Here is a 13,663-nt window from a genome sequence, read left to right on the forward strand (position 1 = left end):
GCGCGTGCCGACCACGCCGGCGCCCGCCCAGCCGCAGCCGGCGGCAACGCAGGCCCCCGCGACGCAGGCCCCCGCGACACAGGCCTCCGCGCCGGCGGCAAGCGGCGGCACGATCCCGGCCGGCACCTATATCGTCCAGGTCTCGTCGCAGCGGACCCGGGAACAGGCGCAGACCGCCTTCAACGACCTGCAGCGGCGCTACGGCTCCGTGCTCGGCGGCGTCTCGCCGGTGATCGAGCAGGCCGATCTCGGCGATCGCGGCACCTTCTACCGGGTGCGCATCCCGACCTCGTCGCGCGACGACGCCATCTCGCTGTGCGAGCGGCTGAAATCGGCCGGCGGCGACTGTTTCGTGCGCCGCAACTGACGGCGCGCGCCCTTGCGGCGAGAGGATAGAATTGCAGGCGGGCGGACCGGGGAACGGCCCGCCCGTTTTCGCGAGCCCAAGCCTTCCACCCCATGACCGGCGCCTTGAGGCGGCCGGACGACAACGGGATTTGCAGCCGATGACCAAGGCCTTCATCACCGGATGCGCCGGCCAGGGCTTAAGCGAGGAGGAGCGGGCGTTCCTGGCCCGCGAGCAGCCCTGGGGCCTGATCCTGTTCGGCCGCAACTGCCACTCGGCCGAGCAGATCGCCGCGCTGTGCGCGGATTTCCGCGAGAGCGTCGGGCGGGCCGACGCGCCGGTGCTGATCGACCAGGAGGGCGGGCGGGTGCGCCGGCTGCGCCCGCCGCTGGTCGGCGACTATCCGGCCGGCGCGGTCTATGGGCAACTGCTCGCCCGCGACCGCGAGGCGGGCCTCAGGGCCGCGTTCCTGGGCGGCCGGCTGATCGGCGACGACCTGATCGGCATGGGCATCACCGTCGACTGCGCGCCGATCCTCGACGTGCCAGTGGCGGAAACCAGCCAGGCGATCGGCGACCGCGCCTATGCCGCCCACCCGGACGACGTCGCGGCGCTCGGCCGGGCCTTCGCCGACGGGCTGCTGGCCGCCGGGGTGCTGCCGGTGATCAAGCACATGCCCGGTCATGGCCGGGCGAGCGTCGACAGCCATTACGAGTTGCCGGTGGTGGAGGCGGGGCTGGCTGAACTGGAGGCCGCGGACTTCGCGCCGTTCCGGGCGCTGGCCGACCTGCCGCTCGGCATGACCGCGCATGTGATCTTCACCGCCGTCGATCCCGAGCGCCCGGCGACCCAGTCGGCGCCGGTGATCGAGCGGATCATTCGCGGGACCATCGGCTTCGACGGGCTGCTGATGAGCGACGATCTGTCGATGAAGGCGCTCGGCGGCGAGGTGGGCGAGCGGGTGCGGCGGCTGTTTGCCGCCGGCTGCGACATGGCGCTCCACTGCAACGGCGAAATGGCCGAGATGACGGCGGTGGCCGATGCCAGCCCGGAATTGACCGGCGAGCCCCTGCGGCGGGCGCAGGCGGCGCTGCGGGCAAGGCCGCAGCCGGCGCCGCTCGACCGGGTGCTGGCGCGCGCCGAATTCGACGCCTTGCTGGCGGAGGCGCGCGCTGTGTCCTAAAAGGTTGGAAACCGATTGGGGGCAGGGGTGCAGGACACCTTTTTCGAGGATCCGGATCCGGCAAGCGTCGCGGCAGACCGCGCGTTGAGCGATCCGGCGCTGGTGGTGGATGTCGACGGCTTCGAAGGGCCGCTCGACCTGCTGCTGACGCTCGCCCGCAAGCAGAAGGTGGATCTCGCCCGCATCTCGATCCTGGCCTTGGTCGAGCAATATCTCGACTTCGTCGCCGAGGCGCGGCGGCTGCGGCTGGAACTGGCGGCCGACTATCTGGTGATGGCGGCCTGGCTCGCCTATCTCAAGTCGCGCCTGCTGATCCCCGAGCAGAAGCACGAGGACCAGCTCTCGGGCGAGGAGATGGCGGCCGCGCTCGCCTTCCGCCTGCGCCGGCTGGAGGCGATGCGCCAGGCGGCGGCAAAGCTGATGAACCGCAACCGGCTGGGGCGGGATATCTTCGCCCGCGGCCTGCCCGAGGCGGTGTCGATTTCCCGGCGCGGCGCCTGGTCGGCGACGCTCTACGACCTGCTGACCGCCTATGCGGCGCAGCGCCAGCGCACCTCCGTCACCTCCGTTCAGGTGCTCCGCCGCACCGTCTGGTCGCTGCAGGAGGCCCGCGACCTGCTGACACGGATTGTCGGATTGCATATGGACTGGGTGCCGCTGGACGCCTATCTGTCAAGATACATGGGTGACGGCAGCCAGGCGAGCACGGTGCTGGCCAGCACCTTTTCGGCAAGTCTCGAACTCGTGCGCGAGGGCGAGCTGGAATTGCGCCAGGCAGAGCCCTTCGCCCCGCTCTACCTGCGGCGCCGGCCCGATCCGGGCGACCGCGAGCCAGGCTACCGGGAACCGGGAGACGGCGGGGCGGCGGCCGGCGAGGGCGGAGAGAACGAGGCGTGACGTGACGAGCGGCCAGGAGCAGGCAGCACAGGGCGAGAGCGCATTGCTGGCGGGGGAGGGCGGCGCGCTGCCGCTCGGCGACCTGCAGGCGATGCCGGATCCCTCGCCCGACAGCGGACTGCGCATGGTGGAGGCCCTGCTCTTCGCCTCGCGCGACCTGCTCAGCGTCGAGGAGATCGCGGCAAGGTTGCCGCTAGGTGCCAATGTTCCCGCGCTGATAGAGGTGCTGCGCCGCGCCTATGCCACGCGCGGCGTGAATGTTGTGGAAATCGGCGGCAAGTTCGGCTTTCGCACGGCGGAGGATCTCGCCTATCTGCTGTCGCGCGAGCAGGTGGAGGAGCGCAAGCTCTCCCGCGCGGCGCTGGAGACGCTCGCCATCATCGCCTATCACCAGCCGGTGACGCGGGCGGAGATCGAGGAGATCCGGGGCGTTTCGACCTCCAAGGGCACGCTCGACGTGCTGCTGGAAACCGGCTGGATCCGCATGCGCGGGCGGCGCAGGACGCCGGGACGGCCGGTGACCTACGGCACCACGGAGGCGTTCCTGGAGCATTTCATGCTGACATCGGTCGGCGATCTGCCGGGGCTGGAGGAGCTGAAGGGATCGGGCCTGCTCGACAGCGCCGTGCCGGCCAGTTTCCTCGTGCCGGTGCCCGACGATTCCTCCGACCTGCGCGAGGAGGAAGACCCGATCGACGAGAACGAACTGTTCGACCTGATCCGACAGGAGGATGACCCGACAGATGACCGCAACGGCTAAAGCCCTTCCCGCCGAGACCCCGGCACCGCGCTGGGGCACCCGTGGCACCGCCGGCGCGACGATCGCCGCGCGGCTCGCCTTCGAGGCGGTGAGCCACGCCTATGGCCATCTGGCCGCGGTGCGCTCGGTGTCGCTGACGGTGGAGCCGGGCGAGGTGCTGTGCCTGCTCGGCCATTCCGGCTGCGGCAAGACCACCTTGCTGCGGATCGCCGCCGGGGTCGAGCGCCAGTCGGCCGGCCGGGTGCTGATCAACGAGCGGGAAGTGGCGGGGCCGCAGGCGTTCCTGCCGCCGGAGCGGCGCGGCGTCGGGCTGATGTTCCAGGACTATGCGCTGTTCCCGCATCTGACGATTGCCGAGAACGTCGCTTTCGGCCTGACCCATCTGGCGCGGACGGAGGCGCGGCAAACCGCACTGACGGCGCTGACCAGGGTCGGCCTTGCCGCGCATGCCAACGATTATCCGCATGCGCTGTCGGGCGGCGAGCAGCAGCGCGTGGCGCTGGCGAGGGCGATTGCCCCGCGGCCGGGCGTGCTGCTGATGGACGAGCCGTTCTCCGGCCTCGACCGGCGCCTGCGCGACACGGTGCGCGACGAGACGCTGGCGGTGCTGCGCGAGACGCGGGCGACCTGCGTGATGGTCACCCACGATCCGGAGGAGGCGATGCGCATGGGCGACCGGATCGCCCTGATGCGCAAGGGCCGCCTGGTGCAGGTCGGCAGCGCCGACGACATCTACAACCGGCCGGTCGACATGTTCGCCGCGCGCTTCTTCTCCGAGCTGAACGAGCTGGAGGCGGTCGCCGGCGACGGCGAGGTGGAGACCGCCTTCGGCCGCTTCGCCGCGCCCGGCCTTGCCAAGGGCATGGCGGCCGATGTCTGCGTGCGTCCGCAAGGTATTCTGCTGGGCGAGCCGGGCGAGGGCCTGCGCGGGCGCATCACGCGCCGGCGCTTCATCGGCGAGGTGGACCTGGTGGAAGTGGCGGTGGAAGGGCTCGACCTGCCGCTCCACGCCAGGATCCGCGACGGCGGACGCTTCGCAGTCGGCATGGATGTCGGGGTGCGCCTCGATGCCAGGGACGTGATCGCCTTCCCGCGCGAGCGCGCGGAATAGGGCCGAGGGTTCGGTTGCGGTGGCGACCGCTTTGTTGCAATAGTGCCGCGCCGGGGCGCGTGCACCGGAAGACCAGGGAGTTGGGCGTATGGGTATCAGCATTTGGCAGATCCTGATCATCGCGGTGATCGTTGTTCTGCTGTTCGGCCGCGGCAAGATCTCCGAGCTCATGGGCGACGTCGCCAAGGGCATCAAGAGCTTCAAGAAGGGGCTCAACGAGGACGACGAGGCGGAGACCGCCAGCCGCAAGACGATCGATCACAAGGCCGACGAGACCGTGGTCACCAGCAAGTCCGAGGACAAGTCCCAGGCCGGCTGAGCACCAGCGGCACCCGGGGACCGGCCCGCAGTCCGCCCGCAACGGGCGGCGCGCGGACGCGGACACTGACCTTTCGAGCGCGGAAAACGGACCGAGATGTTCGACATCGGCTGGACGGAACTGATTGTTGTCGCGGTCGTCATGATCCTTGTCGTGGGACCGAAGGACCTGCCGCGCATGCTGCGCACGTTCGGCCAGACGATCGGCAAGGTGCGGCGGATGGCCGGCGAGTTCCAGTCGACCTTCAACGAGGCCTTGCGCGAGGCCGAGCAGCAGGCCGACATCGCCGACATGAAGAAGCAGGTCGAGAAGGCCGCGAATTTCGACCCGCTCGGCGACATCAAGAAGTCCATCGAGGCGGATTTCAAGACGCCGAAACCGGCGCCGAAGAAGCCGGCGGAGACCGCCGCGCCAGCGGTGCCGGCTGCGGAAACCGCCAAGCCGGGAAACGCGGCTTCGGGCGAGGCAGCCTCGGAGAGCGCGCCGGACGCCGCGACGCCGTCCGACAGCGACACGGCCAATACGGCGGCGGCCAACACGACGACAGCCAATACGGCGGCGGCCAACACGGCGAGTGACAGGACGGCATGAGCCAGGAAGACATCGACGCCTCCAAGGCGCCGCTCATCGAGCACTTGATCGAACTGCGCAGCCGGCTGCTGAAGTCGGTGGTGGCGACGCTGCTCGCGTTCATCGTGTGCTTCTATTTCGCCAAGGACATCTACAACATCCTCGTCATCCCGTACGAGAATGCCGCCGGCCATCCGGTGGAGATGATCTATACCGCGCCGCAGGAGCTGTTCTTCACCCAGTTGAAGCTCGCCTTCTTCGGCGCGCTGTTCGTCGCCTTCCCGGTGATCGCCGGCCAGCTCTACATGTTCGTCGCCCCCGGCCTCTACAAGCACGAGCGCGGCGCCTTCCTGCCCTTCCTGGTGGCGACGCCGATCCTGTTCGCCATCGGCGCCTCGCTGGTGTTCTTCCTGGTGATGCCGCTCGCCATGGGCTTCTTCCTGTCGATGGAGCAGGACGGCTCGGGCGGCACCGCCAAGATCCAGCTCATGGCGCGGGTGAGCGAGTATCTCGGCCTGATCATGACGCTGATCTTCGCCTTCGGCCTGGTGTTCCAGTTGCCGGTGCTGCTGACCCTGCTCGGCCGTGTCGGCCTGGTCAGCGCCGACGGGCTGAAGACCAAGCGCAAATACGCCATCGTCGTCGCCTTCGTCGCGGCGGCGGTGCTGACCCCGCCGGACCCGATCAGCCAGATCGGCCTTGCACTTCCCACCCTGCTTCTCTACGAAGTGTCCATCATCTGCGTCAGGCTGGTCGAGAAGAAGCGGGCCGAGCGGGAGGCCGCCGCCGAGGCGGAGGCCTGACCCGGGGCTGCGACGGACGATCCGCCATCACGGCGCGCCGGCAGCTATCCCGGGGTTTCTCATGTTCGACATCAAGTGGATCCGCGACAATGCGGCGGCCTTCGACCGCGCCATGGACCGGCGCGGGCTGGAGCCGCAGGCGGCGCGGCTGATCGCCATCGACGACCGGCGGCGGGCGCTCGTCGCCGAGCTGCAGCAGGCGCAGGAGCGGCGCAATGCCGCCTCGCGCGAGATCGGCAAGGCGAAGGCCTCCGGCGACGAGGCCGCCGCCCAGGCGGTGATCGACGAGGTGGCGAGCCTCAAGGCGAAGATCCAGCAGGGCGAGGAGCAGGAGCGGCAGATCGATGCCGAACTGCAGGATGCCCTGTCGGTGCTGCCCAACATGCCGCATGACGACGTGCCGGACGGCAAGGACGAGAGCGACAACGTGGAAGTGCGCCGCGTCGGCACGCCGCGGGCCTTCGACTTCCAGCCGAAAGAGCATTTCGAGATCGCCGGCGCGCTGCCGGGCCTTGCCTTCGAGCGGGCGGCGCGCATGTCCGGCGCGCGCTTCGTGCTGCTGCAGGGCCGGCTTGCCCGGCTGGAGCGGGCGCTCGGCCAGTTCATGATGGACCTGCAGACCGGCGAGCACGGCTATATGGAAGTGTCGCCGCCGCTGCTGGTGCGCGACGAGGCACTCTACGGCACCTCGCAGCTTCCGAAATTCGCCGAGGACCTTTTCAAGACCACCGACGGGCGCTGGCTGATCCCGACCGCCGAGGTGCCGCTGACCAACATGGTGGCCGGCGAGACGCTGGACGAGGCGGAACTGCCCTTGCGCGTCACCGCGCTGACCCCGTGCTTCCGCTCGGAAGCCGGCTCGGCCGGGCGCGACGTGCGCGGCATGCTGCGCCAGCACCAGTTCTGGAAATGCGAGCTGGTGTCGGTGACCCGCGCGGAAGACTCGCTCGACGAACTGGAGCGGATGACCGGCTGCGCCGAAGAGGTGCTGAAGCGGCTCGGGCTGCCCTACCGGGTGATGGCGCTGTCGGCCGGCGACATGGGCTTCGGCGCGCGCAAGACCTATGACATCGAGGTCTGGCTGCCGGGGCAGGACGCCTATCGCGAGATTTCGAGCTGCTCGGTCTGCGGCGACTTCCAGGCCCGGCGGATGAACGCGCGCTATCGCCCGCAGGGCGAGAAGGGCCTGAGGTTCGTCCACACGCTGAACGGCTCCGGCCTTGCCGTCGGCCGCGCGCTGATCGCCGTGCTCGAAAACTACCAGAACGCCGACGGCAGCATCACGGTGCCCGAGGCGCTGCGGCCGTATATGGGCGGCATCGACATGATCGAGGGGCTGTGATGCGTATCCTGCTGACCAATGACGACGGCATCCACGCGGCCGGCTTCGCCGCGCTGGAACAGATCGCCCGGGAGCTGACCGACGACGTGTGGGTGGTGGCGCCGGAGACCGACCAGTCGGGCGTCGCCCATTCGCTGACCCTGCATGATCCGCTGCGCCTGCGGGAAATGGGCGATCGCCGCTACTCCGTGCGCGGCACGCCGACCGATTGCGTCATCATGGGCGTGCGCGAGATCCTGACCGACAAGCGGCCGGACCTGATCCTGTCCGGCGTCAACCGCGGGCAGAACGCGGCCGACGACGTGACCTATTCCGGCACCATTGCCGGTGCCATGGAAGGCACGCTGATGGGCGTGCGCTCCATCGCCCTGTCGCAGGGCGTCGCCTGGGCGAAGGGCGCGCCGGCCGACTATTCCTGCGCTCTCGCCCACGGGCCGGCGCTGATCGACCGGCTGCTGGGCTTCAGCTTTCCGCCAGACACGCTGCTCAACGTCAACTTCCCGGCCTGTCGCGCGGAGGAGGTCGAGGGCATCGAGGTGACCCGCCAGGGCAAGCGCAAGGTCAGCGAACTCGGCGTCGATGCGCGCACCGACGCGCGCGGCGTGCCCTATTACTGGCTCGGCTTCCGCAGCGCCCAGGAGGATCCGCCGCGCGACACCGACCTTTCGGCGATGGCGCACAACCGGATTTCGGTGACGCCGCTGAAGCTGGACTTGACGGCGCACGACCTGCTCGGCGAACTGAAGGACCTGCTCGGCTGACGGCGCGTCTCGCGCCCCCGGCCGGCGATGGCCGAGGGAGGAGAGGCTGTTGAGCGATACGGGAGACGGCCGGGAGAACGGCTGGCCCGCCGATGGCGAGGACCCGCGCAGCGCGGCCGAGCGGCAGGCGGAGGCCGACCGCGAGGCGACCGCCGCGCTGATCCTGCGCCTGCGCTCGCAGGGCATCCGCAACACGCGGCTGCTCTCGGCGATGGAGCGGGTGCCGCGCCGGCTGTTCCTGTCGGCCGAGCTGCAGCGCCACGCGGGCGAGGACACCGCGCTTCCCATCGAATGCGGCCAGACCATCTCGCAGCCGAGCCTCGTCGCGCGGATGACCGATGCGCTGGACGTTCAGCCCGGCCACAAGGTGCTGGAGATCGGCACCGGCTCCGGCTTCCAGGCGGCGATCCTCGGCCTGATGGCGGGCGAGGTGCACAGTATCGAACGCTACCGCACCCTGGTCGACCTGGCGCGCGAGCGGCTGGCCTCGCTGCGCATCGACACGGTGCGGGTGCATCACGGCGACGGCATGGAGGGCCTTGCGGAGCAGGCGCCGTTCGACCGCATCATCGTCACCGCCGCCGGCCCCGAGTTCCCCGCCGCGCTGGTCGAGCAACTGGCCGAGGGCGGCAAGCTGATCATGCCGCGCGGACCGAGCGGCAGCATCCAGCGGCTGGTGCTGGCGGAGAAGCAGGGCGGCCGGCTGTCGGAAAAGGTGCTGGCGGACGTGCGCTTCGTGCCGCTGGTCGAAGGGGTCGCCAGCCGGCTGTAATCGCGCTTGGGCGCTGCGAGGGGCGGCAGGGCGCGTGCGAGAGTTCCGGCACAAAACGCAAATTGGTTTACGGCGAAGCTGCGACTTTAAGTCTTTATCAACGTTACCGGCATTTAATCGACATCATGAACTCAGGTGTCTTCAGTCCGAGTAGCGCCATGACAATGCAGGTTCTTCGCCCCAGATCCCGACTGCTTGCGCAGACTGCCGTGGTGCTCGTGCTTGCCGCGCTCGCGGGAGCCTGCAGCGGCGGCGTCGAGCGGTTCGCGGAGCCGATCTTCACCGGCAATACCGACAATCAGCGCGCGATGCTGGGCAGCAAATCCCAGCCGAGCTACGACAGCGTGGTGGCCGGTCCCAGCCAGAGCGCCAGCGCGGTGCAGCGGTCGACGCTGCCGCCGCCGCCAGGCGCCAACCAGCAGGTCTCGACCGGCTCGATCACTCCGATGCGCAGCACGGCCCCGGCGCCCGCGCAGGCCTCGTTGCCGGCCAGCGCCACGGCGGCGCCGGCGGGCGCGCCGGTGCGCACGGTGCGCGGCTGGACGACGGCGGGCGCCACCCAGGTGACGGCCCGCCAGGGCGATACGGTCTCCGGCCTGTCGCGGCGCTACGGCATTCCCCAGAACGTGCTGGCCGACATCAACGGCGTCGGGCCGAACGACGGTTTCGCCGCCGGCCAGCGGGTGACCATCCCGACCTATGTGCACGGCGCCCCGAATGTCGCGGCCGCCGCCCCGGCGCAGCCGACGCGCCTGCCGACGGCCGGCGGCTCGCCGGGCGTCACCGGATCGATTTCCGGCAACGGCACGCTTGCCAGTGCGCCGCGGCCGCAGGCAAAGCCCGGCGCACGGGTCGCCGCCGCGACCTCGGCGCAGCCTGGCAAGGCCAGTGGCAGCCAGCCCAAGAGCAAGCCCTCCGCCCTGTCCAGCCGGCCGACCCAGCCGGTCGCCGCCGCGCCGACGACGCCGGTCACCCCGGCGGTCGCCCGCAGCGAACCGGCTCCGGTGGCGCCGGTCGCGGTCACCCAGGACAGCGAGCCGGCGCCGGCCGCCAATGGCGAGCGGCGGTTCCGCTGGCCGGCGCGGGGGCGGATCATCTCCGAGTTCGGCCCGAAGCCGGGCGGGGCGCATAATGACGGCATCAACCTCGCCCTGCCGGAGGGCACCGAGATCAAATCGGTGGAAAACGGCACGGTGATCTACTCGGGCAACGAGCTGAAAGGCTTCGGCAACCTGGTGCTGATCCGTCACGACGACGGCTGGGTCTCCGCCTATGCCCATAACAGCGCGCTGCTGGTGAAGCGGGGCGACAGCGTCCAGCGCGGCCAGACCATCGCCCGGGCCGGGTCCACCGGATCGGTCAGCCAGCCGCAGCTCCACTTCGAGCTGCGCCGGGGCAACAAGCCGGTCGACCCGATGAAGTATCTCGCGAGCCTGTAACGGTTTTCGCCCGCCGGTCACGCGCGGAGCGCGACGGAACGCTGCAACGGACGCGCCTTGCCGGGCGCGTCCGTTTCGTTTTCCACAAGCGGGGAGGGCGCGGGCCAAGCCACTTCGCACAATCGTCACATGCGGGGCCGCTTGCGCTTGACTTGGCGCGCGGGGCGCCGTACATCACCGCCACTCCCGGCGGCCAAGCGTCGCCAAGAGGTGAGCGGGTGTAGCTCAGTTGGTTAGAGTGCCGGCCTGTCACGCCGGAGGTCGCGGGTTCGAGCCCCGTCACTCGCGCCACTCACCTTTTACGGGAGCCTTTCGCAGCACTGCGAAGCGGGCGAGCGGGTGTAGCTCAGTTGGTTAGAGTGCCGGCCTGTCACGCCGGAGGTCGCGGGTTCGAGCCCCGTCACTCGCGCCACTCGCCCTTTTTCTTTCTCCTGACAGTCCAGACTTATCCAGACCGGACGCACGGGCGACCGACAGGCCTTCGGGCCGCGTCGTCACTTTGCGTGCGGACGTTCGTGCGTCTCCTGTGCGCAAGCCGCGCCCGGACACATTGTCGCAACAATTGCATGGCCGCTTCGCTGCTTGCGTGCGGTTGCAAGGCCGGGTGCAAGCGGACCACGTGGGGAGGGGAGAGCGATGGCGCGGATCACGGGCACGGCACCGGCGGTTCTGGTTCTGACGGTTCTGGCTCTGGGGGCTCTCGCTCCAGGGGCTGCAGCGCCGGCGCAGGCGGGCGCCCTTTGCACGATGGTGATCGAATCGGCGAGCCGCGCGGTGCTGCTGGAAGAGGGCGACTGCGCCGTTCGCGTCACGCCGGCCTCCACCTTCAAGGTGCCGCTCGCCGCCATCGGCTACGAGGAAGGCGTGCTGAGCGATGCGCATGCGCCGGTGTGGACCTGGGCCAAGGGCGAGGTCGACTGGGGCGGCGATCCTTGGCGCGGCGACGTCGATCCCATGCATTGGATGGACTATTCCGTCGTCTGGTACTCCCAGCGCATGGCGCGGCAGCTCGGCCATGCGGTGCTGGAACAGCGCACGCGCGCGCTCGGCTTCGGCAATGCCGACTTCTCAGGCGATCCGGGGCAGGACAACGGGCTGGAGCGTGCCTGGATCGCCTCCTCGCTGACGATCTCGGCGCGCGAGCAGGCGCTGTTTCTCACCGGGCTCCTGAACCGCACGCTGCCGCTGTCGGAGGGCGCGCAGGCGCAGGCCGAAGCCCTGCTGCCGGCGCATGATGCGGGCGAGGGCTGGACGCTGACGGGCAAGCCCGGCGGAGCCTATCCGCAGCGCGCCGACGGCAGCTTCGACCGTTCGCGCGGCTTTGGCTGGTTCGTCGGCTGGGCCGAGGCGAAGGGCGAGGAGAACGGGCGGCGGCTGGTCTTCGTGCGGCTGGTGCAGGACGAGACGCGCGAGCGCGGCTCGCCGGGGCGGCGCGCCCGCGCGGCCTTCCTGGAGGAATGGCCGGCCATCGCAAAGCGCCTGCCTGCCGATGGTCCGCCGCTTTCCGGCAAAGACTGACGCAGGAGCCTTTCGCGCCCGAAAAAAACCGCTTTCGATTACACCGTCGTCGGACTTGCGTTGCGATTGAGCGTGGGCTAAGCGTGCCCCATGGGCACAGGCGGGAGCGTGCCTCCACGCGCATCCGCCGCAATCGCCGGGAGAGGGACCGGCTGCGCTATGCGCGGCCGGGAATGTCGCAGGCAGCGCAGGCTGTCGCGGCGCAAAAGGCCCGGCGGAAGGACATTAGGACATGGAAGAGCTCCTGAGAGATTACGTTCCGATCCTCGTCTTCATCGGGGTTGCGCTCGTCATCGGCCTCGCGCTTTTGATTTCGCCGTTCGTGCTCGCCTACAAGAATCCCGATTCGGAAAAGCTGTCGGCCTACGAGTGCGGCTTCAACGCCTTCGACGACGCGCGCATGAAGTTCGACATCCGCTTCTATCTGGTCGCGCTGCTGTTCATCATTTTCGATCTCGAAGTGGCGTTCCTGTTCCCCTGGGCGGTCGCGTTCGGCGATCTCGGCTGGTACGGCTTCTGGTCGATGATGGCCTTCCTCGGCGTGCTGACCGTCGGCTTCATCTACGAATGGAAGAAGGGGGCCCTGGAATGGGACTGACCTCGCAGCAGCCGCTCATCGCCCAGGCCCCGAAGGGCGTCCTGGACCCGGCCACCGGCAAGCCTGTCGGGGCGAACGATCCGTTCTTCATGGAGATCAACGACGAACTGGCCGACAAGGGCTTCGTCGTCACCGCCACCGACAATCTGATCCAGTGGGCGCGCACCGGCTCGCTGATGTGGATGACCTTCGGTCTCGCCTGCTGCGCGGTCGAGATGATGCAGATGTCGATGCCGCGCTACGACGCCGAGCGCTTCGGCTTCGCGCCGCGCGCCTCGCCGCGCCAGTCGGACGTGATGATCGTCGCCGGCACGCTGACCAACAAGATGGCTCCGGCCCTGCGCAAGGTCTATGACCAGATGCCGGAGCCGCGCTATGTCATTTCCATGGGCTCCTGCGCCAATGGCGGCGGCTATTACCACTACTCCTATTCGGTGGTGCGCGGCTGCGACCGGGTGGTGCCGGTGGACATCTATGTTCCCGGCTGTCCCCCGACCGCCGAGGCGCTGCTCTACGGCGTTCTTCTGCTGCAGAAGAAGATCCGCCGCACCGGAACGATCGAACGCTGAACGCCGCCAGCGGAGCGCCGGCCCGGCCGGCGCACCTCCCGCAAGCTACTAGACGGGTCAGGATCATGGACGAGACGCTCGCCGAGCTTGGCGAACACATTCAGGCGCATCTGGGCGATGCCCTCGACGGCTACAAGGTCGCGTATGGGGAGCTGACGCTCGTCGCGCGGGCTTCCGAGATCGTCCAGGTGGTGCGGTTCCTGCGCGACGATTCCAGTTGCCAGTTCGTCAACCTGACGGACCTGTGCGGCGTCGACTGGCCGAAGCGGGACAACCGCTTCGACGTGGTCTACCACTTCCTGTCGCCGAAGCAGAACCTGCGCATCCGCGTCAAGGTGATGGCCGACGAGGAGACGCCGGTGCCCTCCATCGTCGACGTGTTCCCCGGCGCGGAATGGTTCGAGCGCGAGGCCTATGACATGTATGGCGTGCTGTTCTCCGGCCATCCGGACCTGCGCCGCATCCTGACCGACTACGGCTTCGACGGCCACCCGCTGCGCAAGGATTTCCCGCTGACGGGCTATGTCGAGGTTCGCTACGACGACGAGAAGAAGCGGGTGGTGTATGAGCCGGTGCGGCTCACCCAGGAATTCCGCGACTTCGACTTCATGTCGCCTTGGGAGGGTGCGGACTACATCCTGCCCGGCGACGAAAAAGCCAAGACCAATTGAGGCA

At 69.2% G+C, this 13,663-nt stretch carries 16 protein-coding genes and 2 tRNA genes; all 18 read left to right on the forward strand.

Features of this window, described 5'->3' with window-relative positions:
* The coding region (locus tag TSB10P1A_RS10720; protein WP_186387926.1) for an SPOR domain-containing protein at positions 1 to 367 on the forward strand (367 nt) is incomplete at its 5' end.
* 139 nt (positions 368 to 506) lie between these two features.
* Complete coding sequence (gene nagZ, locus TSB10P1A_RS10725) at positions 507 to 1,529, forward strand: beta-N-acetylhexosaminidase (protein WP_186387927.1); 1,023 nt, start codon at positions 507 to 509, stop codon at positions 1,527 to 1,529.
* Between the two features lie 27 nt (positions 1,530 to 1,556).
* Complete coding sequence (locus TSB10P1A_RS10730; RefSeq protein WP_186387928.1) at positions 1,557 to 2,426, forward strand: ScpA family protein; 870 nt, start codon at positions 1,557 to 1,559, stop codon at positions 2,424 to 2,426.
* A gap of 91 nt (positions 2,427 to 2,517) precedes the next feature.
* The gene (scpB, locus tag TSB10P1A_RS10735; protein WP_186388033.1) at positions 2,518 to 3,186 is read left to right on the forward strand and encodes an SMC-Scp complex subunit ScpB; all 669 of its coding nucleotides are present in this window, start codon (positions 2,518 to 2,520) and stop codon (positions 3,184 to 3,186) included.
* Positions 3,170 to 4,297, forward strand: coding sequence for an ABC transporter ATP-binding protein (locus tag TSB10P1A_RS10740; RefSeq protein ID WP_186387929.1), 1,128 nt, complete (start codon positions 3,170 to 3,172; stop codon positions 4,295 to 4,297). The genes scpB and TSB10P1A_RS10740 overlap by 17 nt, the downstream gene beginning before the upstream one ends.
* Positions 4,298 to 4,385: 88 nt before the next feature.
* The gene (locus tag TSB10P1A_RS10745) at positions 4,386 to 4,616 is read left to right on the forward strand and encodes a twin-arginine translocase TatA/TatE family subunit (protein ID WP_186387930.1); all 231 of its coding nucleotides are present in this window, start codon (positions 4,386 to 4,388) and stop codon (positions 4,614 to 4,616) included.
* A gap of 96 nt (positions 4,617 to 4,712) precedes the next feature.
* Positions 4,713 to 5,207 (forward strand): Sec-independent protein translocase protein TatB, encoded by a 495-nt coding sequence (gene tatB / locus TSB10P1A_RS10750; protein WP_186387931.1) that lies wholly within the window; start codon positions 4,713 to 4,715, stop codon positions 5,205 to 5,207.
* Positions 5,204 to 5,989: a twin-arginine translocase subunit TatC gene (gene tatC, locus TSB10P1A_RS10755; protein ID WP_186387932.1), complete on the forward strand. Its 786-nt coding sequence runs from the start codon at positions 5,204 to 5,206 to the stop codon at positions 5,987 to 5,989. The genes tatB and tatC overlap by 4 nt, the downstream gene beginning before the upstream one ends.
* A gap of 61 nt (positions 5,990 to 6,050) precedes the next feature.
* On the forward strand, positions 6,051 to 7,331 hold the full coding sequence (gene serS, locus TSB10P1A_RS10760; RefSeq protein WP_186387933.1) for a serine--tRNA ligase: 1,281 nt from the start codon (positions 6,051 to 6,053) through the stop codon (positions 7,329 to 7,331).
* Positions 7,331 to 8,092, forward strand: a complete 762-nt coding sequence (gene surE / locus TSB10P1A_RS10765) for a 5'/3'-nucleotidase SurE (protein WP_186387934.1) — start codon at positions 7,331 to 7,333, stop codon at positions 8,090 to 8,092. The genes serS and surE overlap by 1 nt, the downstream gene beginning before the upstream one ends.
* Positions 8,093 to 8,141: 49 nt before the next feature.
* A complete protein-coding gene (locus tag TSB10P1A_RS10770; protein WP_186387935.1) occupies positions 8,142 to 8,864 on the forward strand; it encodes a protein-L-isoaspartate(D-aspartate) O-methyltransferase in 723 nt (240 codons plus the stop codon).
* Positions 8,865 to 9,073: 209 nt separating this feature from the next.
* Positions 9,074 to 10,303, forward strand: a complete 1,230-nt coding sequence (locus TSB10P1A_RS10775; RefSeq protein WP_208987074.1) for a M23 family metallopeptidase — start codon at positions 9,074 to 9,076, stop codon at positions 10,301 to 10,303.
* Between the two features lie 214 nt (positions 10,304 to 10,517).
* Positions 10,518 to 10,594 (forward strand) — tRNA-Asp (locus tag TSB10P1A_RS10780).
* Positions 10,595 to 10,638: 44 nt separating this feature from the next.
* A tRNA-Asp gene (locus TSB10P1A_RS10785) sits at positions 10,639 to 10,715 on the forward strand.
* Positions 10,716 to 10,939: 224 nt separating this feature from the next.
* On the forward strand, positions 10,940 to 11,821 hold the full coding sequence (locus TSB10P1A_RS10790) for a class D beta-lactamase (protein ID WP_186387936.1): 882 nt from the start codon (positions 10,940 to 10,942) through the stop codon (positions 11,819 to 11,821).
* Between the two features lie 232 nt (positions 11,822 to 12,053).
* On the forward strand, positions 12,054 to 12,419 hold the full coding sequence (locus tag TSB10P1A_RS10795; RefSeq protein WP_186387937.1) for an NADH-quinone oxidoreductase subunit A: 366 nt from the start codon (positions 12,054 to 12,056) through the stop codon (positions 12,417 to 12,419).
* Entirely contained in the window at positions 12,410 to 12,988 is a 579-nt protein-coding gene (locus TSB10P1A_RS10800; protein ID WP_186387938.1) for an NADH-quinone oxidoreductase subunit B family protein, read from the forward strand. Before TSB10P1A_RS10795 ends, TSB10P1A_RS10800 begins: the two co-directional genes overlap by 10 nt.
* 65 nt (positions 12,989 to 13,053) lie before the next feature.
* Complete coding sequence (locus TSB10P1A_RS10805; protein ID WP_371515088.1) at positions 13,054 to 13,659, forward strand: NADH-quinone oxidoreductase subunit C; 606 nt, start codon at positions 13,054 to 13,056, stop codon at positions 13,657 to 13,659.
* Positions 13,660 to 13,663: the final 4 nt, after the last annotated feature.

Source organism: Stappia sp. TSB10P1A, from assembly GCF_900185725.1.
Lineage (GTDB): Bacteria > Pseudomonadota > Alphaproteobacteria > Rhizobiales > Stappiaceae > Stappia.

What these genes read in the sequence shown, in the direction of transcription:
- scpB (WP_186388033.1), top strand. Translation starts at nt 2,518, where the DNA reads ATGCCGGATCCCTCGCCCGACAGCGGACTGCGCATGGTGGAGGCCCTG.
- serS (WP_186387933.1), top strand. Translation starts at nt 6,051, where the DNA reads ATGTTCGACATCAAGTGGATCCGCGACAATGCGGCGGCCTTCGACCGC.
- TSB10P1A_RS10790 (WP_186387936.1), top strand. Translation starts at nt 10,940, where the DNA reads ATGGCGCGGATCACGGGCACGGCACCGGCGGTTCTGGTTCTGACGGTT.
- TSB10P1A_RS10795 (WP_186387937.1), top strand. Translation starts at nt 12,054, where the DNA reads ATGGAAGAGCTCCTGAGAGATTACGTTCCGATCCTCGTCTTCATCGGG.
- TSB10P1A_RS10800 (WP_186387938.1), top strand. Translation starts at nt 12,410, where the DNA reads ATGGGACTGACCTCGCAGCAGCCGCTCATCGCCCAGGCCCCGAAGGGC.
- TSB10P1A_RS10805 (WP_371515088.1), top strand. Translation starts at nt 13,054, where the DNA reads ATGGACGAGACGCTCGCCGAGCTTGGCGAACACATTCAGGCGCATCTG.
- TSB10P1A_RS10740 (WP_186387929.1), top strand. Translation starts at nt 3,170, where the DNA reads ATGACCGCAACGGCTAAAGCCCTTCCCGCCGAGACCCCGGCACCGCGC.
- surE (WP_186387934.1), top strand. Translation starts at nt 7,331, where the DNA reads ATGCGTATCCTGCTGACCAATGACGACGGCATCCACGCGGCCGGCTTC.
- nagZ (WP_186387927.1), top strand. Translation starts at nt 507, where the DNA reads ATGACCAAGGCCTTCATCACCGGATGCGCCGGCCAGGGCTTAAGCGAG.
- TSB10P1A_RS10745 (WP_186387930.1), top strand. Translation starts at nt 4,386, where the DNA reads ATGGGTATCAGCATTTGGCAGATCCTGATCATCGCGGTGATCGTTGTT.
- tatC (WP_186387932.1), top strand. Translation starts at nt 5,204, where the DNA reads ATGAGCCAGGAAGACATCGACGCCTCCAAGGCGCCGCTCATCGAGCAC.
- tatB (WP_186387931.1), top strand. Translation starts at nt 4,713, where the DNA reads ATGTTCGACATCGGCTGGACGGAACTGATTGTTGTCGCGGTCGTCATG.